General features: G+C 70.7%; 18 protein-coding genes and 1 pseudogene. 13 read left to right on the forward strand and 6 right to left on the reverse strand.

Annotated features, from left to right (window positions below):
• The 4 genes and pseudogenes from JK363_RS07040 to JK363_RS07055 all read left to right on the forward strand — a co-directional run.
• Positions 1 to 145, forward strand: a pseudogene (locus JK363_RS07040) (flavodoxin-dependent (E)-4-hydroxy-3-methylbut-2-enyl-diphosphate synthase); the annotation flags it as partial.
• A gap of 22 nt (positions 146 to 167) precedes the next feature.
• A complete protein-coding gene (gene dxs / locus JK363_RS07045) occupies positions 168 to 2105 on the forward strand; it encodes a 1-deoxy-D-xylulose-5-phosphate synthase (RefSeq protein ID WP_201872637.1) in 1938 nt (645 codons plus the stop codon).
• Positions 2102 to 3502, forward strand: coding sequence for an aspartate aminotransferase family protein (locus JK363_RS07050; RefSeq protein WP_201872639.1), 1401 nt, complete (start codon positions 2102 to 2104; stop codon positions 3500 to 3502). The genes dxs and JK363_RS07050 overlap by 4 nt, the downstream gene beginning before the upstream one ends.
• A gap of 19 nt (positions 3503 to 3521) precedes the next feature.
• A complete protein-coding gene (locus JK363_RS07055; protein ID WP_201872641.1) occupies positions 3522 to 4751 on the forward strand; it encodes a serpin family protein in 1230 nt (409 codons plus the stop codon).
• Between the two features lie 145 nt (positions 4752 to 4896).
• On the opposite strand, the gene JK363_RS07060 is transcribed toward JK363_RS07055, so the two are convergent.
• Positions 4897 to 5700, reverse strand: coding sequence for a tyrosine-protein phosphatase (locus JK363_RS07060; RefSeq protein ID WP_201872643.1), 804 nt, complete (start codon positions 5698 to 5700; stop codon positions 4897 to 4899).
• Between the two features lie 170 nt (positions 5701 to 5870).
• Here JK363_RS07060 and JK363_RS07065 point away from each other — a divergent pair, with 170 nt between their 5' ends.
• Both JK363_RS07065 and JK363_RS07070 read left to right on the forward strand, forming a co-directional pair.
• Positions 5871 to 7970 (forward strand): alpha-galactosidase, encoded by a 2100-nt coding sequence (locus tag JK363_RS07065; protein WP_201872651.1) that lies wholly within the window; start codon positions 5871 to 5873, stop codon positions 7968 to 7970.
• A gap of 79 nt (positions 7971 to 8049) precedes the next feature.
• On the forward strand, positions 8050 to 8847 hold the full coding sequence (locus tag JK363_RS07070) for an SGNH/GDSL hydrolase family protein (protein WP_201872653.1): 798 nt from the start codon (positions 8050 to 8052) through the stop codon (positions 8845 to 8847).
• Between the two features lie 176 nt (positions 8848 to 9023).
• Here JK363_RS07070 and JK363_RS07075 read toward each other — a convergent pair whose 3' ends face one another.
• On the reverse strand, positions 9024 to 9464 hold the full coding sequence (locus JK363_RS07075; protein ID WP_307821642.1) for an ATP-binding protein: 441 nt from the start codon (positions 9462 to 9464) through the stop codon (positions 9024 to 9026).
• A 136-nt stretch (positions 9465 to 9600) separates the two neighbouring features.
• Between JK363_RS07075 and JK363_RS07080 the strand changes: the two genes are divergently transcribed.
• Genes JK363_RS07080 through JK363_RS07090 form a run of 3 tightly spaced genes read left to right on the forward strand, consistent with a single transcriptional unit; the run spans position 9601 to position 11564 of the window.
• Entirely contained in the window at positions 9601 to 10467 is an 867-nt protein-coding gene (locus tag JK363_RS07080) for a Sco1979 family transcriptional regulator (protein WP_201872657.1), read from the forward strand.
• A gap of 3 nt (positions 10468 to 10470) precedes the next feature.
• Positions 10471 to 10722, forward strand: a complete 252-nt coding sequence (locus JK363_RS07085; RefSeq protein WP_176179827.1) for a DUF397 domain-containing protein — start codon at positions 10471 to 10473, stop codon at positions 10720 to 10722.
• A gap of 38 nt (positions 10723 to 10760) precedes the next feature.
• Positions 10761 to 11564 (forward strand): SAM-dependent methyltransferase, encoded by an 804-nt coding sequence (locus tag JK363_RS07090; protein WP_201872666.1) that lies wholly within the window; start codon positions 10761 to 10763, stop codon positions 11562 to 11564.
• Positions 11565 to 11640: 76 nt separating this feature from the next.
• Here JK363_RS07090 and JK363_RS07095 read toward each other — a convergent pair whose 3' ends face one another.
• Complete coding sequence (locus JK363_RS07095; protein ID WP_201872674.1) at positions 11641 to 12234, reverse strand: carboxymuconolactone decarboxylase family protein; 594 nt, start codon at positions 12232 to 12234, stop codon at positions 11641 to 11643.
• A 198-nt stretch (positions 12235 to 12432) separates the two neighbouring features.
• Here JK363_RS07095 and JK363_RS07100 point away from each other — a divergent pair, with 198 nt between their 5' ends.
• The 3 genes from JK363_RS07100 (at position 12433) to JK363_RS07110 (ending at position 15694) form a co-directional block, all read left to right on the forward strand.
• The gene (locus JK363_RS07100) at positions 12433 to 13344 is read left to right on the forward strand and encodes a GNAT family N-acetyltransferase (protein WP_201872681.1); all 912 of its coding nucleotides are present in this window, start codon (positions 12433 to 12435) and stop codon (positions 13342 to 13344) included.
• An 84-nt stretch (positions 13345 to 13428) separates the two neighbouring features.
• Positions 13429 to 14643, forward strand: a complete 1215-nt coding sequence (locus tag JK363_RS07105) for an MBL fold metallo-hydrolase (protein ID WP_201872683.1) — start codon at positions 13429 to 13431, stop codon at positions 14641 to 14643.
• Between the two features lie 190 nt (positions 14644 to 14833).
• Complete coding sequence (locus tag JK363_RS07110; RefSeq protein WP_201872685.1) at positions 14834 to 15694, forward strand: chitosanase; 861 nt, start codon at positions 14834 to 14836, stop codon at positions 15692 to 15694.
• Positions 15695 to 15763: 69 nt separating this feature from the next.
• Here the strand turns inward: JK363_RS07110 and JK363_RS07115 are convergent, their stop codons facing one another.
• From JK363_RS07115 to JK363_RS07125, 3 genes are all read right to left on the reverse strand, one after another.
• Entirely contained in the window at positions 15764 to 16453 is a 690-nt protein-coding gene (locus JK363_RS07115; RefSeq protein WP_201872688.1) for a gamma-glutamyl-gamma-aminobutyrate hydrolase family protein, read from the reverse strand.
• Positions 16454 to 16508: 55 nt separating this feature from the next.
• Positions 16509 to 17987: an ethanolamine permease gene (eat, locus tag JK363_RS07120; RefSeq protein WP_201872690.1), complete on the reverse strand. Its 1479-nt coding sequence runs from the start codon at positions 17985 to 17987 to the stop codon at positions 16509 to 16511.
• Between the two features lie 156 nt (positions 17988 to 18143).
• Positions 18144 to 18896: a FadR/GntR family transcriptional regulator gene (locus JK363_RS07125; protein ID WP_201872693.1), complete on the reverse strand. Its 753-nt coding sequence runs from the start codon at positions 18894 to 18896 to the stop codon at positions 18144 to 18146.
• A gap of 87 nt (positions 18897 to 18983) precedes the next feature.
• On the opposite strand from JK363_RS07125, the gene JK363_RS07130 reads away from it, so the two are divergent.
• Positions 18984 to 20351 (forward strand): glutamine synthetase family protein, encoded by a 1368-nt coding sequence (locus JK363_RS07130; RefSeq protein ID WP_201872695.1) that lies wholly within the window; start codon positions 18984 to 18986, stop codon positions 20349 to 20351.
• Positions 20352 to 20353: the final 2 nt, after the last annotated feature.

Consider the following 20353-nt stretch of genomic DNA (forward strand, 5'->3'; position numbering starts at 1 on the left):
CCAGATCTTCGTCAAGGGCGAGGTCATCAAGACCGTGCCCGAGTCCAAGATCGTGGAGACCCTGATCGAGGAAGCCAGGAAAATCGCGCGGCGCATGGAGGACAACGGGGATCCCTCGGGTACCCCGGACGTCACCGTGAGCTGACACACGAGGAGGGGATCCAAGCATGCCGTTGTTGGAGAACATCCGGGGCCCGCACGACCTCGCCGCGCTGACCGGAGAGGAACTGGCCACGCTCGCCGAGGAGATCAGAGAGTTCCTGATCACCGCCGTGGCCAGGACCGGAGGCCATCTCGGCCCCAACCTGGGCGTGGTCGAGCTGTCCATAGCACTGCACCGTGTCTTCGAGTCACCGGCGGACCGCATCCTGTGGGACACCGGCCACCAGAGTTACGTCCACAAACTGCTCACCGGGCGCCAGGACTTCTCCAAGCTGCGCCACAAGGGGGGCCTCTCCGGCTATCCGTCGCGCGCCGAGTCCGAGCACGACGTCATCGAGAACAGCCATGCCTCCACCGTGCTGGGCTGGGCCGACGGGCTCGCCAAGGCCAACGAGGTGTACCGCCGCACCGACCGGCATGTGGTCGCCGTCATCGGCGACGGCGCGCTGACCGGCGGGATGGCCTGGGAGGCCCTCAACAACATCGCCGCCGCCCGGGACCGGCCGCTGATCATCGTGGTCAACGACAACGAGCGCTCCTACGCGCCCACCATCGGCGGCCTGGCCGACCACCTCGCCACCCTCCGCACCACCGACGGCTACGAACGCGTGCTGGCCTGGGGCAAGGACGTCCTGCGCCGTACCCCCGTGGTCGGCCAGCCGCTGTACGGATCGCTGCACGGCGCCAAGAAGGGGCTCAAGGAGGCCGTGGCGCCGCAGGGCATGTTCGAGGACCTGGGGCTGAAGTACGTCGGGCCCATCGACGGACACAACATCGAGGCCGTGGAGTCCGCGCTGCGCCGCGCCAGGCGGTTCCACGGCCCGGTCCTGGTCCACTGCCTCACCGAGAAGGGCCGCGGCTTCCGGCCCGCCCTGGAGGACGAGGCCGACCGCTTCCACACCGTGGCCGCCATGGACCCGCTCACCTGCGCGCCCCTCATCCCGTCCGGCGGGCGCTCGTGGACCTCGGTGTTCGGCGAGGAGATGGTGCGGATCGGGGCCGAACGGCCCGATGTGGTCGCCCTCACCGCCGCCATGCTGGACCCGGTCGGTCTCACCGGCTTCGCCGAGGCGTACCCGGAGCGGGTGTGGGACGTGGGCATCGCCGAGCAGCACGCCGCGGTCTCCGCGGCCGGGCTGGCCACCGGCGGTCTCCACCCCGTCGTCGCCGTCTACGCCACCTTCCTCAACCGCGCCTTCGACCAGGTGCTGATGGATGTCGCCCTGCACCGCTGCGGGGTCACCTTCGTGCTGGACCGGGCCGGTGTCACCGGCACCGACGGGCCCAGCCACAACGGCATGTGGGACATGTCCGTGCTCCAGGTGGTGCCGGGGCTGCGGATCGCCGCCCCGCGCGACGCCGAGCAACTCCGCGCCCTGCTGCGCGAGGCGGTCGCGGTGGACGACGCGCCGACCGTCGTACGCTTCCCCAAGGAGTCGGTGGGCGCGGCGATTCCGGCGCTGGACCGGGCCGGCGCTATGGACGTGCTGCGGCGCGACGCGCCCGACGGCGGCGATGTGCTGCTGGTGACGGCCGGAGTCATGGCCGCCACCGGGCTGCGCGCCGCCGAGCTGCTGGCCGAGCGCGGTATCCACTGCACGGTGGTGGATCCGCGCTGGGTCAAGCCGGTCGACCCCGAGCTCCCCGGGCTCGCGGCGCGCCACGCGGTGGTGGCGGTCGTCGAGGACAATGTGCGCAGCGGCGGGGTGGGAGCGGCGGTGGCCCGGGCGCTGAGCGACGCCGATGTCGACCTGCCGGTACGGACGTTCGGCATCCCCGAGGCGTTTCTGCCGCACGCCAAGCGCGCCGAGGTGCTCGCCGAGATCGGGCTGACCCCCGCCGAGATCGCGGGCCGGATCGGCGCGGCCCTGGCCCGTACCGACGCACCGCGCGGCGCCCGCCGCGCCATCCGCCGCACCGCCGCCAAGGAGAGCCGGGCATGACAGCAGCCGAGCAGCGCACGGGTTTCGACCTCGGGCAGCTTCTGGCCGAGCGCGCCGGTGAGCGCTACGACCTGCACGCCCGCTATCTCAACCACCAGCTGCCGCGGATGCTGCACACCATCGGCTTCGACAAGGTCTACGAGCGAGCCGAGGGCGCGTACTTCTGGGACGCCGAGGGCCAGGACTACCTGGACATGCTCGCCGGGTTCGGGGTGATGGGCCTGGGCCGTCACCACCCGGTCGTCCGCAAGGCGCTGCACGATGTGCTGGACGCCTCGCTCGCCGATCTGACCCGTTTCGACTGCCAGCCGCTGCCCGGGCTGCTCGCCGAGAAGCTGCTGTCCCACGCCCCGCATCTGGACCGGGTCTTCTTCGGCAACAGCGGCACCGAGGCGGTGGAGACGGCCCTGAAGTTCGCCCGCTTCGCCACCCGCAGGCCGCGCGTACTGTACTGCACGCACGCCTTCCACGGGCTGACCACCGGCGCGCTGTCGGTCAACGGCGAGGACGGCTTCCGCGAGGGCTTCTCCCCGCTGTTGCCCGACACGGCGATCGAGCTGGGCGATCTGGCCGCACTGGAACGGGAGTTGGCACACGGGGACGTGGCCGGGCTCATCGTCGAGCCGATCCAGGGCAAGGGGGTGCACGCGTCACCGCCGGGCTTTCTGCGCGCCGCCCAGGAGCTGCTGCGCCGCCACAAGGCCCTGCTGATCGCGGACGAGGTGCAGACCGGACTGGGCCGCACCGGGGACTTCTTCGCCTACCGCCACGAGGAGGGCGTCGAACCGGACCTGGTGTGCGTGGCCAAGGCGCTGTCGGGCGGCTATGTGCCGGTCGGGGCCACCCTCGGCAAGGACTGGATCTTCAAGCGGGTCTATTCCTCGATGGACCGGGTGCTGGTCCACTCCGCCAGCTTCGGGTCCAACGCCCAGGCGATGGCGGCCGGGCTCGCCGTCCTGTCGGTGATGGAGGACGAGCAGATCGTGGCCAACGCCCGGCGCACCGGCGATCTCCTGCGCGAGCGGCTCACCGCCCTGGTGGACCGCTATGAGCTGCTGCACGATGTGCGCGGCCGCGGCCTGATGATCGGCATCGAGTTCGGCAAGCCCTCCTCGCTCGGGCTGCGCAGCCGCTGGGCGATGCTCCAGGCCGCGCGCAAGGGGCTGTTCGCGCAGATGGTGGTCGCTCCGCTGCTCCAGCGCCATCGCATCCTCACCCAGGTCTCCGGTGACCATCTGGAGGTGATTAAGCTGATCCCGCCGCTGATCATCGGCGAGCGGGAAGTGGACCGTTTCGTCGGGGCGTTCACGGCGGTCATGGACGACGCACACGCGGGCGGCGGTCTGATGTGGGAGTTCGGGCGGACTCTCGTCAAGCAGGCGGTGGCCCACCGCTGAACCGATGGGGGAACGGACCATGCTGGACACGACCACGGTGGGCGCAGTCAACCCACTGACGGCGCGCTGGGCGCGTCTCGCGGTGGGGGACGAGGGCACCGTCTTCACCGGTGCCGGGGTATGGACGCTGCTGGCGCTGCTCGCGGGCGGGTCCGGCGGCCCGGCCCGCACCGAACTGGAAGGCGCGCTGGGGGTGAGCGCGGACGGCGCGACGGCGCTGGGCCGCGAACTCGTCGGGGCGCTGGCCGCGATGGACGGCGTGGACGCCGCCACCGGGCTGTGGACCAAGCAGGACCTTGCCATCAAGCCCGAGTGGGAGGCGGACCTGCCGCCGGGGGTACGCGGCACGCTGACCGGTGACTCAGAGCGGGACCGCAAGGAGTTGGACGCCTGGGCCTCCGGGCAGACCCGGGGCGAGATCGCGCGGATGCCGGTGCCGGTGACCTCGAGAACGCTGCTGGTCCTGGCCGGTGCGCTGCTGCTGAAGACCACCTGGGTGGAGCCGTTCCGGGTGGGGTGGATGTGCCCCTCCTGCGGACCCTGGGCCGAGCGGTCGCTCGCCGGGCTCACCCGTCGTACCACCGATCTCGACGGCACCCTCAAGGTCGTCCCGGACACCCCGGCCGGGCCACTGACCTTCTCCGGGGTCGCGGGTGACAACGGCCTGGACGTCCATCTGGTGCTCGGCGGCGAGGACGTCAGCGGTGGCGAGGTCCTGGAGGCGGGGATCACCGCGGTCGGCCGGCCCGGTCTGTCGGGTTCGCAGCTGCCCCTGGGCGACGCGGGCCCTGGCGTCAGGGTCAGGGAGATCACCGGCATGGACCCCACGTCCTTCCTGGTGCTCGACGTCCCGCAGTTCACCGTGCGGGCCGAGCACGATCTCATGGACAACGCGGAGTTGTTCGGGCTGCGGTCCGCGCGGGACGACAGCCGGGGTCACTTCCCCGGGATCAGCGACCTCCCGCTGGCCGTGTCCTCCGGGGGGCAGTCCATGACGGCCTCGTTCAGCCGTGAAGGCTTCTTCGCGGCGGCCGTGACCGCGTTCTCGTTGGACGTGGGCGGGGTGCCGCAGCGGACGCGGAAGGCGAAGCTGCTGAGCGTCGACTACGACCGGCCGTTCGGCTTCCTGGCCGTCCACCGCGCCACCGGTCTGGTGCTGGCGGCCGGCTGGGTGACCGAGCCCGAGGAGGGTGCGGACAGCATGTTCGCGCCGCGCCGCCCGGGGCGGCCGCGTCCCCGGCCGCGCTAAACTGACTCGCTGACGTCCGGTGCGCTCCGGGTGCGCGCGGGGCTGTGTCGATGTGCGGCTCCGCCGCGTGGGCGCGGCCGGCCACGAGGCAGCCGCGGACGAATGACGGCACCTCGCCACACGTCCCGCGGAGCGCTTGGTCGCGTCAGCCGATGAGCAGCCGCTCCCGCAGCCGCTCGCGCTGCGGGGCGGTGAACCCGAGCGCCTCGGTGAGATAGCGCTCGGTGCCGCCCCAGGTCTCCTCGATCGTGGTGAAGGCGGCCGACAGATACTCGAGGCGGGCGTCGAACAGCGGGAGGAGCAGCGCCAGCACCTCCGGCGACATGGTGTCCTCGCCCCCGCCCTTGCGCCAGATCTTGTAACGGCGGTGGGCGGCGGCCGACTCCAGGTAGTCGGCCTCGATGACGTCCCGTTCCACACCGAGGGCGAGCAGGGTCACCGCGATCGACAGACCCGCCCGGTCCTTGCCCGCGGAACAGTGCATCAGCACCGGGGAACTGTCCTCCGCGATGGCGCTGAGCATCCGGCTGTGCTCACCGACCCGGGCGGTGATGAGGGTCCGGTAGGAATCGATCATCCGCTGCGCGGCCCGCCCCTCGTCCAGCAGCTTCCGCAGCGTGTTGAGATCGCCCTCGCGCACCATCGTCCAGAACCCGGCGCCGTCGGCCGGGTCGGACAGCGGGAGATTGACGTTGCGCACGCCCTTCAGCGTGACGTCCGGCCCCTCCAGCTTGATGTCGGCCGCGTTGCGGAAGTCGAAGACGGTGTGCAGTTTCAGCGAGTCGAGGAAGACGGTGTCCTCCTCCGTGGCATGGGCCAGATGGCCACTGCGGAACAGCACGCCGTGGCGCAGCCGCCGGCCGTCGGCGGTCGACAGACCGCCCAGATCACGGAAGTTGCGTACCCCCACCAGTTCGGCCTGGGGGACCTGCGGGGGCTGCTGCGTCACGGGCGCTCCTCGGGTTCGGCCGCCCGGGCCTCTGATCGGCGGGGCGGGCTCTGCCGACCATACGACATGGGTGCACAGGGCAATCAGCCCCGCGGAAGCGCGCAGGGGCATTGCCGTACGGGGGCAGCTCCCCGATCCTGTTGGTGCCTGTTGAGAATTGGGGAAGTGTGATGATTGATATCGGCGGAAACGGTCGGGTCTGGGTGCTGTCGGGGCGGCGCAGCAGCTACGCCCTCCATCTCACCGACCGCGATGAACTGCTCCATCTCCACTGGGGTCCACGGATCACGGCCGAGGACGCCGAAGCCCTCGCCGCCGAACCCGGCCCCCCGGAGCGGGGCTTCGAATCCCCGCTGGACGGGCGCGAGGAGTATCCGGTCGAGGGCGGACCCCGCTTCGTCCGCCCCGCCCTGTCGGTGCGCACCCCCGCCCTCCGCGGCACGGAGTGGCGCTTCGAGCACAGCGCCGTCGGCGAGGACGGCCTCGCGCTGCGTTTCCGCGATCCGCTGCACCACCTCGGGATCACCCTCCACTACCGGATGCGCGACGACGGCGATGTCGTCGAGCGCTGGGCCACCCTCCGCCACACCGGCACCGCGGACCACCCCCCGCTGGAGCTGTTGCGCGCCGACTCCGCCGCCTGGTCCCTTCCGCCCCGCGAGCGCTGGCGGCTGACCCATCTGTACGGGCGCTGGGCGGCCGAGAGCCGGCTCGCCCGGACCGATCTCACCCCCGGTGAGAAGGTGATCGGCAGCCGCCGCGGCCACACCAGCCACCACCATCTGCCCTGGGTCGCGCTGGACGGCGGGGACGCCACCGAGGAGAGCGGCGAGGTCTACGGCTGCGCGCTCGCCTGGTCCGGGTCCTGGCGGATCGCCGTCCAGCAGCTGTCCGACGGAGCCGTCCAGACGGTCGGCGGGGTGGGCCATGACGACTCCGGCCAGCTGATGCTGGCGCCGGGGGAGTCCTTCACCACCCCGGTCTTCGCGGGGCTGTGGACCGACGGCGGCTTCGGGGCCGCCAGCCGCGCCTGGCACTCCTGGCAGCTCGCCCATGTCATCCCGGACGCCGACGCCCTGCGGCCGGTGCTCTACAACTCCTGGGAGGCCACCGAGTTCGACGTCGGCGAGGAGCAGCAGCTGAGGCTGGCCGGGCTCGCCGCCGACCTGGGCGTGGAGCTGTTCGTCGTCGACGACGGCTGGTTCGGGGCGCGGACCGGTGACCGGGCCGGGCTCGGCGACTGGACCCCCAACCCGGACCGCTTTCCGCACGGTCTGAAACCGCTGGCCGAGGAGGTGCGCGCACGGGGCATGCGGTTCGGCATCTGGGTCGAGCCGGAGATGGTCAATGCCGACAGCGACCTCTACCGCGCCCACCCCGACTGGGTTCAGCACCACCCCGGCCGGGTACGCACCGAGTTCCGCCATCAGCTGGTGCTCAACCTGGCCCGCCCCGACGTCCGTGAGCATCTGTGGGAGTCGATGGACGCCCTGCTGCGCAGCGCCCCCATCGACTATGTGAAGTGGGACTTCAACCGGTCCTTCTCCGACGCGGGCTGGCCCGGCGACGGCTATCCGCAGCGGCTGTGGACCGAGCATGTGCACGGGCTGTACGCACTGCTGGGGCGTCTTCGCGCCGCCCACCCCGGGGTCGCCTTCGAGTCCTGTGCGGGCGGCGGCGGCCGGATCGACCTGGGCGTCCTCCGCCTCACCGACCAGGTGTGGACCTCGGACAACACCGATCCGCTGGACCGGCTCAGCATCCAGCACGGCTTCGGCCAGCTGCACCCGGCCCGGGTGATGGCCGCCTGGGTCACCGACAGCCCCAACGCCATGGGCAACGCCCGCGCCTCCTCGCTGCGCTTCCGGTTTGTCAGCGCGATGGCCGGAGTGCTGGGCGTCGGCGGCGATCTGGCCCGGTGGAGCGAGGCCGAACTCACCGAGGCCCGCGACTGGGTGGCGCTCTACAAACGGGTACGGCCGGTCGTCCAGCACGGTGAGCTGTACCGGCTGCGGCCCCCGGACGGAGGCGGGCTCAGCGCCGTCCAGTACGTACGCGGCGCGGAGACCGTGGTGCTGGCCTGGCTGCCCGCGCAAGCCTACGGCGAACCGCAGCCGCCGGTGCGGCTGCGCGGTCTGGACCCGGCCGCCCGCTATGCGGACCAGGCCACCGGAGAGATCCACCGGGGCGGGGTGCTCAGCCACCGGGGGCTGCGGACCGGACTGCGCGGTGACCTCGACGCGGCTGTATTCCACCTTCGCCGCCTTTGACCTAGTGGGATACATCACCACTCGTCAACCCCTGGTTACGATGGCGTAAGTCACGTCCTGAGGTGAATGATGTCCTGACGTGGCAGACGATTCGAAGATAGTGAACAACGGTGGGATCGGGTCGTACGCAGCCGTCGGCGACAGCTTCACCGAAGGCGTCGGTGATCCCGGTCCTGACGGGGCGTTCGTGGGCTGGGCGGACCGGCTCGCGGTCCTGCTGTCCGATCAGCGACCCCGGCACGATTTCCGCTACGCCAACCTCGCCGTGCGCGGCCGGCTCCTCGACCGGATCGTCGAGGAGCAGGTGTCGCGCGCGATCGAACTCAGCCCCGATCTGGTCACCTTCTGTGCCGGGGGCAATGACATCCTGCGGCCCGGCAGTGACCCCGACGATGTGGCCGCCCGCTACGAGGCCGCCGTCTCCGACCTGGTGGCCCAGGTCGGCACGGTGATGGTGTGCACCGGCTTCGACACCCGGGGCGTACCGGTGCTCCGTCATCTGCGCGGCAAGATCGCCACCTACACCGCCCATGTGCGGGCGATCGCCGACCGCTACGGCTGCCCGGTGCTGGACCTGTGGTCGCTGCGCTCGGTCCAGGACCGCCGCGCCTGGGACGAGGACCGGCTCCATCTGTCGCCCGACGGGCACACCCGCGTGGCGCTGCGGGCCGGTCAGGTGCTCGGTCTCGAGGTGCCCGCCGACCCCGACCAGCCCTGGCCGGTGGAGGGACAGCGCAGCGCGGCCGAGGTGCGCCGGGACAACATCCACTGGGCGCGTGAGTATCTGGTGCCGTGGATCGGACGACGGCTGCGCGGGGAGTCCTCGGGCGACCATGTCGAACCCAAGCGCCCCGATCTGCTGCCGCTACGGCCCTGAGTGGTCCCGAAGGAATAGGGGCAGACCCCCGTTGGCGCCGCGCTCTTATCGCGGCGGCGCTGTCGCTGTCCCTATTCCCTCGGCACCGCTCGTCCCGTGCGGGCAGTGATGCGGCTCGTGCGTCCCGTGGTGTTCCGTGCGTTCCGTACGGTGCGCCGGGGTCAGACCGGATACACCTAGACCAGATACGCCCAGACGGCCCGGCCCGTACCGTGATGGTGGGCGGTGACCCCCCATGCCTCCGACAGGGCCTCCACCAGCATCAGTCCCCGGCCGCCCTCCTGGTCGACGCCCACCGACCGCGCCTGCGGCACCGACCGGGCGCACCCCTGGTCGGCCACTTCCAGCCGCAGGCGGGCGCCTATCAGCTGCAAGGAACAGCGGACGTCTTCGCTGGAGGTGTGGCGGACGGCGTTGGTGAACAGTTCGGAGACGACCAACTCGGCGCTGTCACGGGTGTCCTGGCCCACGCCCCATGAGCGCAGCCGGAACACCACCTGCCGTCTTGCCTCCGCGACGGAGGTGCTCAGCGCCGGGAGACAGAACACGTCCTGGAGGCACGAAGCGACCATGGTGCCGCCGCGCCCTAACCGGAGAGCCTCGTAGGAAGGAGCCACATCGACACTATGCTCTGTGAGACTCGCGCATGGCAAGGTTCAATCTGTAAATTACAGAATCGCAAGCGCAGACTGTTCGGGAAGCTGAGCCCATGCCAGACTGCTGTGCTGTGAAGGTACTTGGAGGGGGACGATAGTGGCGGATGCGCGGGCGGGCGGAGCCCCGACCGTCCTGCGGGTCGTGCTCGGCAAGCGACTCCAGGACCTTCGGGAGAGGGCCGGACTGTCGTTCGAACAGGCCGGCCGGGCGCTCGACGTCACCCACGCCACGGTCCGCCGGATGGAGAAGGCTGAAGTCGGCCTGAAGCTCCCGTATGTCGAGAAGCTGCTCCGTACCTATGGCGTGACCGACCCCGAAGAGGTGGAGGGCTTTCTCGCGCTCGCGCGCGAGGCCAACAAGAACGGCTGGTGGCACCGGTTCCGCGATGTGCTCCCGGAGTGGTTCAACACCTTCGTCAGCCTCGAGGGCGAAGCCAATCTGATCCGTGCCTACGAACCGCACTACATCCCGGGGCTGTTGCAGACCGAGGACTACGCCCGCGCGGTGCTGCGGGCCGGTATGCCGCACGCCCCGGAGTCCGAGATCGAGCGCAACGTCTCCCTCCGGATGGAACGCCAGGCGCTGCTGACCCATGACAACCCGCCGATGCTGTGGGTGGTCATGGACGAAACGGTGCTGCGCCGCCCCATCGGCGGGTCCGAGACCATGCGTGCGCAGATCGCACGCCTCATCGACCTCGCGGAGGCGCCTCACATCAGACTTCAGGTCATGCCGTTCGACGCCGGTCCGCACCCGGCGATGTACGGACCCTTCCATATCTTCCGGTTCCCGATCCCGGAACTGCCCGATATCGCGTATACGGAGTCGCTGGTCAGCGGCTCCTACTACGACCAGCGCGATGATGTGTCGGCGTTCCTGGAGGCCCTGGACCGGATGTGCGCGCAGGCCGCGCCTGCACAGACCACTCAGGCCATTCTGGGTGGCATTCGCAAGGAGATCTGAACGATGGATCGCATATGCGGGAACCGCGTCTACAGCGGCATGCCGGCGAGGGAACTCGGCAGCGAGGGCTGGCACAAGCCGTGGAGCGGTGGCAATGGGGGAAGCTGCGTCGAAGCGATGAGGCTCAAGGACGGACGGGTGGCGCTGCGCCAGTCCACCGATCCCGACGGCCCGGCACTCATTTACACGCACCTGGAGATGAAACGCTTCATCCAGGGCGCGAAGGCCGGGGAAGCCGACTTCCTGCTTCTGTGACGCCCGAGCGCGGCCCACGGGGGCCGAGGGGGAATGGTGTGACCGACCAGCACATCTCCGCCGAGGAGATCGATACCAGCAGACCGCATCCGGCCCGGATGTATGACTACTACCTGGGGGGCTGGGACAACTACGAGATCGACCGCGAGGCCGCCGACCGGATCATCGCGGTCTCCCCGGATATCGTCGACAGTGCTCGCGCCAACCGTGACTTCATGGTGCGGGCGGTGCGTGCCGTGGCGGCGGCCGGAGTACGGCAGATCATCGACATCGGCACCGGGATACCGACCTCCCCCAACACCCATGAGGTGGCACGGGAGATCGCGCCGGACACCCGGGTGGTCTACCTCGACAACGACCCGATCGTCGCGGCCCACGCCGACGCCAAACTGACCGGCACCCCGGGTACCGGCCTTGTCCTCGCGGACGCCCGGGCACCGGACAAGATCCTCGCCGACCCGGTGGTGCGGGAACTGATCGACTTCTCGCAGCCGGTGGCGCTGCTGCTGGTCGCGGTGCTCCACTTCGTCACCGATGAGGAGGACCCGGCCGGGCTCGTCAACACACTGACACAGTCGATGACCTGCGGCAGCCATCTGGTCATCAGCCATGGCACCACCGACTTCCACGGCCGCAACCAGGTGGCCGACGAGGTCTACCGGAAGTCCACCGCCCGGCTGAGCCTGCGCCGCCACGACGAGATCCTTCCGTTCTTCGGCGGGTTCGAACTGCTCGACCCCGGTCTGGTGCGGGTGTCCCGGTGGCGGCCGGACCCGGCCGCGGCCGGGTCCCAGCAGCACGGTCCCATCGGTGTCTACGGCGGGGTGGGCCGCAGACGCTGACGTCCGGGGGAGGCGGGCCCGGCCCGAGCGGCCGGGATCCGCTCCAGCACCCCCCGCCCGTGACGACGGCGTACGCCTACGCGCCGGAGGGCGAGACCCGACCGGGGGACGTGCCCGGCGCCGGGGCCGGGATGTCACAGCTGTCCTTGAACCCCTGACTGCTCAGACCGAGCGCCGAGTTGATCCGCGAGCGGAGGTTCTCCACCGCCACCATCGCGGTCAGCTCGATCAGCTGGGCGTCGTCGAGGTTCTTGCGCAGTCGCTCCACGAGGGCGTCGTCCACGGTGGGCGGGTTGGCGGTCATGGCCTCGGCGTACTCCATGACGTCCCGCTCCAGCGGGGTGTAGACGTCGCTCTCCCGCCACATCGGCACATCGTGCAGCTTGCGGTCGTCGATGCCCTGGCCACGGCTGACCCAGTAGCCGAAGTCCATGCACCAGGAGCAGCCGATGGAGGCGGCCGAGGCCATCTCGGCGAGCGCCTTGAGCCCGGGGTCCAGGGTGTTCCACTTGCTCAGCGACTGCTCGAAGCGCAGGTAGCTGAACAGCACCCGCGGGTTGTGGGCGAGCGCCTTGCCCGGGTCGAGGACCTTCCCGTAGGTGCGCTTCGAGTACCACTCCATGACGCGGTAGAAGAGGGTGCGGCGCGGAGTGAGCGAGATACGTGACATGACGGGTGCCTCCGGATGGGGCTGTGGTGCCGCGGCGGTCGCTGCCGCCCTTCCACCCGTACGACGGAGCCCCCGGGGCCGGATGTGACATGGGCGGATGTGTGCCGCGTCACGGCTTCCAGCGTACGCACCGGCAGGCCGCCGACAGCGCGGGAAATGGGGTGCGCCGACGGGGCGGCCCACGCCAGCCTGGAGCATATGGCGTGGACGACAACAGGCGACCTGGATGTGTTCCTGACCGCGGCGGGCGGCTTTCTGCGGGGCCGCCCGGCCGAGCACACCGTCCTGCTGACGGTGGCCGCCTCGCTGGTGGCGGCGGGCAGCGACCGGTACGGGGAGCAGCCGCCCCGCTACGGTTGGTGGCGGCCGGACCGGCGGGCCGACGGGGCCGTCGGCGGGGCGTTTCTGTGCACCCCGCCCTATCCGCTGGTGCTCTCCCCGCTGTCCGGCGAGGCCACCGAGGAGCTGGCCCGCGTTCTGGCCGAACAGAACGCGGAGCACGGCGTGCGGCACGGCGCGCTGCCGCCGGTCACCGGCGTGAACACCGGGCGGTGCACCGCCGAGACCTTGGCCGCCGCCTGGCAGCGGCTGACCGGGGCCACCGCCGAGGTGGCGGAGACCCACCGGCTCTACCGGCTGGGCGCCCTGACCCCGCCCGATCCGGCGCCGCCCGGACGGGCCAGGGCGGCCACCGCCGCCGACCACCCGCTGCTGCTGAGCTGGTACGAGGGGTTCGCCCGGGACACCGGGGCGCTGAAGGGCGATGTCTCCCGCACGGTGGACGACCGGCTCGGCCACGGCGGGGTCACCCTCTGGGAGGTGGACGGCACACCGGTCTCGTCCGCGGCGGTCAGCCGCACGGTGGCGGGCATGGTCCGGGTCGCCCTGGTCTACACCCCGCCCGAGCTGCGCGGACGCGGTTACGCCGGAGCCGTCACGGCCGCGGTGAGCCAGGGGGCACAGGCCGCCGGGGCCGAGGAGGTGCTGCTCTTCACCGATCTGGCCAACCCCACCAGCAACGCCCTGTACCAGCGGCTGGGATACCGGCCCGTGGAGGACCACCTCCAGCTGTCCTTCACGGCGTCCGGAACAACACCACCCGTCGAGTGAGTTGTGTTATTGCAGTACAGCAGCGCAGCAGCGCAGCAGCGCAGGCCGTGGGGTGATCCGTCGCCCCCTCATCCTGGAGGTCTTGTGACCGGCTCCCGTCCGCACCGTTCCCGGCTCGCCGCCGCCCTGCGCCCCGCCGCCTTCGGGGCGGATCCGGCCGGGGAGCGGATGGAGCGCATCCGCCGGTCGCCGAACTTCGCGAACGGCGTGTTCGTCAACCCGGAGGGCGCCCGCACCGCGCCGTCCGGCTCCATGCTGAAGTTCCTCCCCACCTACTTCCGCAAGGAGGAGCGGATCCGCCGGGCCCCGGCCGGGCCGGTGCCGGTGCATCCGACCACTCTCGCCGACCTGGCCGCCCCGCCGGTCTCCGGACTGCGGCTGACCTGGATGGGCCATTCCACCGTGCTCGCGGAGATCGACGGGCGCCGGGTGCTGTTCGACCCGGTGTGGGGCAGCCGCTGTTCGCCCTTCGCCCATCTGGGCCCCAAGCGGCTGCACCCGGTGCCGGTGCCGCTGCGGGAGCTGGGCCCGGTGGACGCGGTGGTGATCTCCCACGACCACTACGACCACCTCGACCTGCCCACCGTCCGGGCGCTGGTGCGCACCGGCACGATGTTTGTGGTGCCGCTCGGCGTCGGTGCCCATCTGGAGCGCTGGGGCGTCCCGGCCGACCGGATGACCGAGCTGGACTGGCACGAGTCCACCGAGGTGGCCGGGCTGACGCTCACCGCCACCGCCGCCCGCCACTTCTGCGGGCGCGCCCTGCGCAACACCCAGCACACTCTGTGGGCGTCCTGGGTGGTGGCCGGTCCTGAGCACCGCGTCTACCACAGCGGGGACACCGGGTACTTCTCCGGTTTCGCGGAAATCGGCGCCATGTACGGGCCGTTCGACGCGACCATGATCCAGATCGGGGCCTACAGCGAGTTCTGGCCGGACATCCATATGACCCCCGAGGAGGGCATGCGCGCCCATCTCGACCTCCAGGGCGGTGAGCCCACGCGGGGGATCATGCTGCCGATCCACTGGGGCACCTTCAACCTCGCCCCGCATCCGTGGGAGGAGCCCGCCGAGGGCACGGTCACGGCGGCGCGGGCGGCCGGAGCCGCCATCGCCGTACCGCCGCCGGGTCTGCCCTTCGAACCGGAGCACGGACTGCCGCTGGATCCGTGGTGGCGGGCGATCGCGGCCCGGCCCGCGGCCGGTGTGCCGACCGCCGCGGCGCCCTCCGGCGCACCCTCCGCCGCCACGGACACCACCGGCGGCGCGGAGCCCGTGATGCCCGTACCGCAGGCGTAACTCCCCGAGAGGAAAGGCCCGTTGCGGCGATGCGACCGCGACGGGCCTTCGTACGTCCCATTCTGTGCACACCCCTTGTGGTGGATACGGCGTGCTCGCTTCAATGGTTAGGAAAGGTTCCTAATGGATGGCTCTCAACTCGGCCTGCCCGCACGCCCCCACCGTCGACAGGGAACGAAACGGAGTCCACATGTCCCAGCGCATCGGCCTCGCCGCCGCAGCCGTAGCGGTACCGCTGGCCCTCGTGCTCACCGGTGTCGTATCCGCACCGGCATCCGGCAATCCGCCCGGCACCCACGGGCACCACTCGGCGTACAAGGCGGCCACGGAGGCGGCGGTCGGTCTGGACGACCCGGCCAGGAAGGAGATCGCCATGAAGCTGGTCTCCAGCGCCGAGAACTCCACGCTGGACTGGCGTCGCGACGGGTACAGGTACATCGAGGACATCGGCGACGGCCGCGGCTACACGGGCGGCATCGTCGGCTTCTGCTCCGGTACCGGCGACATGCTGGACCTCGTCGAGTACTACACCGAGCAGAAGCCGGGCAACGTCCTGGCGAAGTACCTGCCTGCGCTGCGTGAGGTCGACGGCAGCGACTCGCACGAAGGTCTGGACCCGCACTTCACCCGGGACTGGAAGAAGGCCGCGACCGACAGCGCGTTCCAGCAGGCGCAGGAACACGAGCGCGACCGCGTCTACTTCAACCCCTCGGTCCAGCGGGGCAAGGACGACGGCATCGGCGCGCTCGGCCAGTTCATCTACTACGACGCGATCGTGATGCACGGCCCCGGCGATGGCAAGTACAGCTTCGGCGGCATCCGCAAGACCGCGATGCGCAACGCCAAGACCCCGGCGCAGGGCGGTGACGAGGCCACCTATCTCCACGCCTTCCTCGACGCCCGCAAGAAGGCCATGCAGTCCGAGGAGGCCCACAGCGACACCAGCCGGGTCGACACCGAGCAGCGGAAGTTCCTGAACGAGAAGGCCTTCGACCTGACACCGCCGCTGAAGTGGAAGGTCTACGGCGACCCGTACGAGATCAACTCCTAGCCGTGCGGCCCCCCTTGGCGGGGGGGCTCCCACGGACCTCACATGGACCTCCGCGGGCGGCGCCCGGGGTCAGCGGGCCGCCGCGACCAGCGCCTGCATGACCCTCAGGTCGTCGCCCGCCTCCGGATGCCACTGCACGCCCAGGACGAACTGGTCGGCCTGGGGCAGTTCGACGGCTTCGATCGTGCCGTCGTCCGCCGCGTACGCCGAGGCCACCAGGTCCTTGCCCAGCTGGTCCACCGCCTGGTGGTGGAAGGTCGGCACCGACAGCGGCTCCGGCAGCACCTCGCCGAGCAGGGTTCCGGGCACCGGCTGCACCAGGTGGTGTTCGAAGACGCCGGGTGCTCCGGCATGGCCGTCCAGGTGCTGGATCAAGGTGCCGCCGAGCGCCACGTTCAGCAGCTGGTGGCCCCGGCAGATGCCCAGCAGCGGGGTGCCGTTGGACAGCGCGGCCTCGATCAGCGCCAGCTCCCAGGTGTCGCGCTCCCGGGCGGGCGGGCCGGTGCGCTCATGGGGGTCGGCGTCGTAGTGCACCGGTTCCACATCCGGCCCGCCGGAGATCACCAGGCCGTCGAGGCGGGAGACGACCCGGGCGGCCGCCTCCGGGTCCTCGTCGGGCGGGAGCATCGCGGCCAGCCCGCCGGCCTGCTGCACCAGCCGGTGGTAACCGACGGGCAGCAGCGCGGCCGGGAGGTCCCACACCCCCCAGCGGGCCGAGGACTCCAGATAGGTGCTGATGCCGATCAGAGGCTTGGACATCGGGGACATCCTCTTTCTCGATTTTTCTCGATCGTTTTCTTTCGGTCGCGTTTGCTCAGTCGCGGGACAGTTCGGCCTCGGCCTCCGCCAGCGCGGCGAACTCCTCCTCGGGAGCCGCGGCCACCAGACGGTGACGGCTGTAGAAGGCGAAGTAGGCGAGCGCCACCGCGTACACGGCGAGGGCGATGAACGCCGCGTCCTTGTCCACCAGGAAGGTGGCCACCAGCGCCGAGCAGGCCAGGACGAAGGCGATGGACGACGTCACCGTACCGCCCGGGGTGCGGTAGGGCCGCTCGAGATGGGGCTCGCGGCGCCGCAGCACGATGTGCGAGAGCGACATCAGGGCGTACGAGATGGTGGCGCCGAAGACCGCGACATTGAGCATCCGGGCACCGTCGCCGGACCAGGCGGCCAGGGCGAACCCGATGGCGCCCGGGACCAGCAGCCCCAGATAGGGGGCCTTGCGGCGGCTGGTCAGGGAGAGGAAGCGGGGCAGATACCCGGCGCGGGAGAGGGCGAACAACTGCCGGGACCCGGCGAAGATCAGGGAGAAGAAGGAGGCCACCAGACCGGCGAGCCCGGCGTAGTTGACGATGCGGGAGAGCACGGTGGCCTTGCCGTCCGGCTGGAGCGCCTCGACCAGCGGGTTGCCCGCGCCCTGCACCGCGCCGGAACCGCGGGCGCCGGTGGCGGCGAGGAAGGTGATCAGGGCGAGCAGCAGCAGGATGCCCATGGACCAGGCCATGGCCTTCGGCAGGGTACGGGCCGGGTCGCGAGTCTCCTCGGCGGCCAGCGGGACCCCTTCCACCCCCAGGAAGAACCACATGCCGAAGGGGAACGCCGACCATATGCCGAGCAGCCCGAACGGCAGCCAGGAACTGGCGCCGAAGGCGGAGTGGTCGACCGTGATGTCATTGAGCGAGCTGGAGTCGAAGTCGGTGAAGGCGGCCACGGCGAAGATCAGCAGCGCGGCGACGGCGATCGCGGTCACGATCAGGCTGAAGCGCAGCGCCTCGCCCACACCCCACAGATGGATGCCGATGAAGATGACGAAGCAGGCCAGATAGACCGGCCAGCCCGACTCCAGCCCGAACAGCCCCAGTGACTCGACGTAGTCACCGATGAAGATGGAGATCGCGGCCGGGGCCAGGACGTATTCGATGAGGATGGCCGTACCGGTGAGGAAGCCGCCCCAGGGGCCGAGGGCCCGCCGGGCGAAGCCGTAGCCGCCGCCCGCGGTGGGGAGGATCGCCGCCAGCTCGGCCAGGGCGAACACCATGCAGGTATACATCAGGCCCATCAGCACCGCGGCGATGGCCAGACCGCCGAAGCCGCCCTCGGCCAGGCCGAAGTTCCAGCCGGAGAAGTCGCCGGAGACGACATAGGCGACCCCGAGGCCGGTCAGCAGCAGCGGACCCGCGCTGCCGCGCCGCAGGGTGCGGCGCTCCAGATAGCTGTCCTCGGGGGATGCCGGGCCGCCGCCTGGCGGTGCGGTGCTGACAGAGGTACGGGCGGAGTCTGTTCCGTCGGCCATGAGGTGCTCCTGCTCCACACGAGGGGGTGGCAAAGGTGTGGGGCCATACCTTTGTCTTCCATCGAGCGATGCGCAAGACCTCTGCGTAAAAGGATCGTTAACGAGGTGCCTATGGGGCCGGAATCCGGCGCCGCCGGACGCCGCTGGAGGGCCGCGCTAGACCAGAAATCCGCGCAGCAGCGCCGCCGTACCCTCGCAGTGCTCGCGCATCACCTCGCGCGCGCCCTCCGCGTCCCCGTCGAGCACCGCCTCGACCAGCGCGGTGTGCTGGGCCTGCGAGTGTTCCAGATTGCGCACCAGCAGCGGAATGCAGTCCAGCAGATCGTTCACCGACGCCCGCACCGCCGCGTACTGGGCGGCCAGTGTCGGGGAGCCCGCCAGCTCCGCGAGGGTCAGATGCAGCATCGTGTCGAGCCGCCGGTAGTCGGCGAGCGGGGCGTCGCGCGTGGCGTCCAGGGCCGCCCGCAACCGCGTGACCTGCGCGTCGTCCAGTCCGTGCGCGGCGCACAGCCCGGCCGCGCCGACCTCCAGGACCTCCCGGAACCGCAGGGTGTCCTCCAGGTCCACCGCCTCGACCCGGCGCCGCAGCTCGTCCTCGCCGCCCATGGCGGGCTCGGGGCGGGCGCGGACGAAGGTGCCGCCGTACCGGCCGCGGCGGCTCTCGACCAGTCCCTGGTCCTGGAGCACCTTGAGCACCTCGCGCAGCGTCACCCGGCTGATCCGCAGCCGGTCGGCCAGCTCCCGCTCGGCCGGCAGCCGCCCGCCGTCCGGGACCAGCCCCAGCCGGACCACCTGGAGTATCTGCTCGAGTGCTTCCTCGAAGCCGTTCCCGGCGCGCACCGGCCGCAGCACCGGCGTCAGCCGGTCATCGATCCGGGCGCCCGGCGCACCGCTCTGGCTGTCGCTCATCGAACCGTCCGCACCTACTTCCCAATCAATGGTCTGCGGTATTACCTTATGGCCTTCCGGCGCTGCAATCTTCGCAGGAGGACCACCGTGGCAGACCGCACGCCCCCGCTCTCGGTCGACGAACTGACCAGACTTGTGAACTCCGGGGAGATCGACACCGTCGTCCTGGCCTTCACCGATATGCAGGGGAGGTTGCAGGGTAAGCGGTTCGCCGCCCGCTTCTTCCTCGACGACGTCCTCGATCACGGCACCGAGGGCTGTAACTACCTTCTCGCCGTCGACACCGATATGAACACGGTCGACGGCTTCGCGATGTCCTCCTGGGAGCGCGGCTATGGGGACTTCGCCATGCATGGCGACCACGCCACGCTGCGCCGCACTCCCTGGAACCCCGGCACCGCGCTGATGATCTCCGACCTCGGCTGGCACGACGGCTCACCCGTCGTGGCCTCCCCGCGCCAGATACTGCGGCGCCAGCTGGACCGGCTGGGTGAGCACGGCTGGACCGCCTACGCGGGCACCGAACTGGAGTTCATGGTCTTCAAGGACACCTACGAAGAGGCGTGGAACTCCGGCTACCGCGGGCTCACCCCCGCCAACCAGTACAACGTCGACTACTCCGTCCTCGGCACCGGCCGGGTGGAGCCGCTGCTGCGCCGCATCCGCAATGAGATGGGCGCGGCCGGGATGATCGTCGAGTCGGCCAAGGGCGAGTGCAACTTCGGTCAGCACGAGATCGCCTTCCGCTACGACGACGCGCTGACCACCTGTGATCAGCACGTCATCTACAAGACGGGCGCCAAGGAGATCGCCGCGCAGGAGGGCAACGCGCTCACCTTCATGGCCAAGTGGGACGAGCGCGAGGGCAATTCGTGCCATATCCATCTCTCGCTGCGCGACGAGTTCGGGGCGCCGGTGCTCGCCGATGACGCGGGCGAGTACGGCATGTCGAAGACGATGCGCCACTTCCTGGCCGGGCAGATGGCCGCCATGCGGGAGTTCACCCTGCTCTACGCCCCCAACATCAACTCCTACAAGCGGTTCCGGCCCGGCTCGTTCGCGCCGACCGCTGTCGCCTGGGGCCCGGACAACCGCACCTGCGCCCTGCGGGTCATCGGCCACGGCCAGGCCCACCGGCTGGAGAACCGCCTCCCCGGCGGCGATGTCAATCCGTATCTCGCCGTCGCGGGAATGGTGGCGGCCGGACTCCACGGCATCGAGAACGAGCTGGAGCTGCCCGAGGTCTGTACCGGCAACGCCTACAACGGCGACGCCGAGCACGTCCCGACCACGCTGCGCGACGCCACCGAGCTGTGGCAGGCCAGCCCCATCGCCCGGGCCGCCTTCGGCGACGAGGTGGTCGAGCACTACCTCAACATGGCCCGCGTCGAACTGGACGCCTACGACACCGCCGTCACGGACTGGGAGCGGTTCCGGTCCTTCGAGCGCATGTGAGG

Origin of the sequence: Streptomyces coffeae (genome assembly GCF_016741875.1) — a bacterium.
Lineage (GTDB): Bacteria > Actinomycetota > Actinomycetes > Streptomycetales > Streptomycetaceae > Streptomyces > Streptomyces coffeae.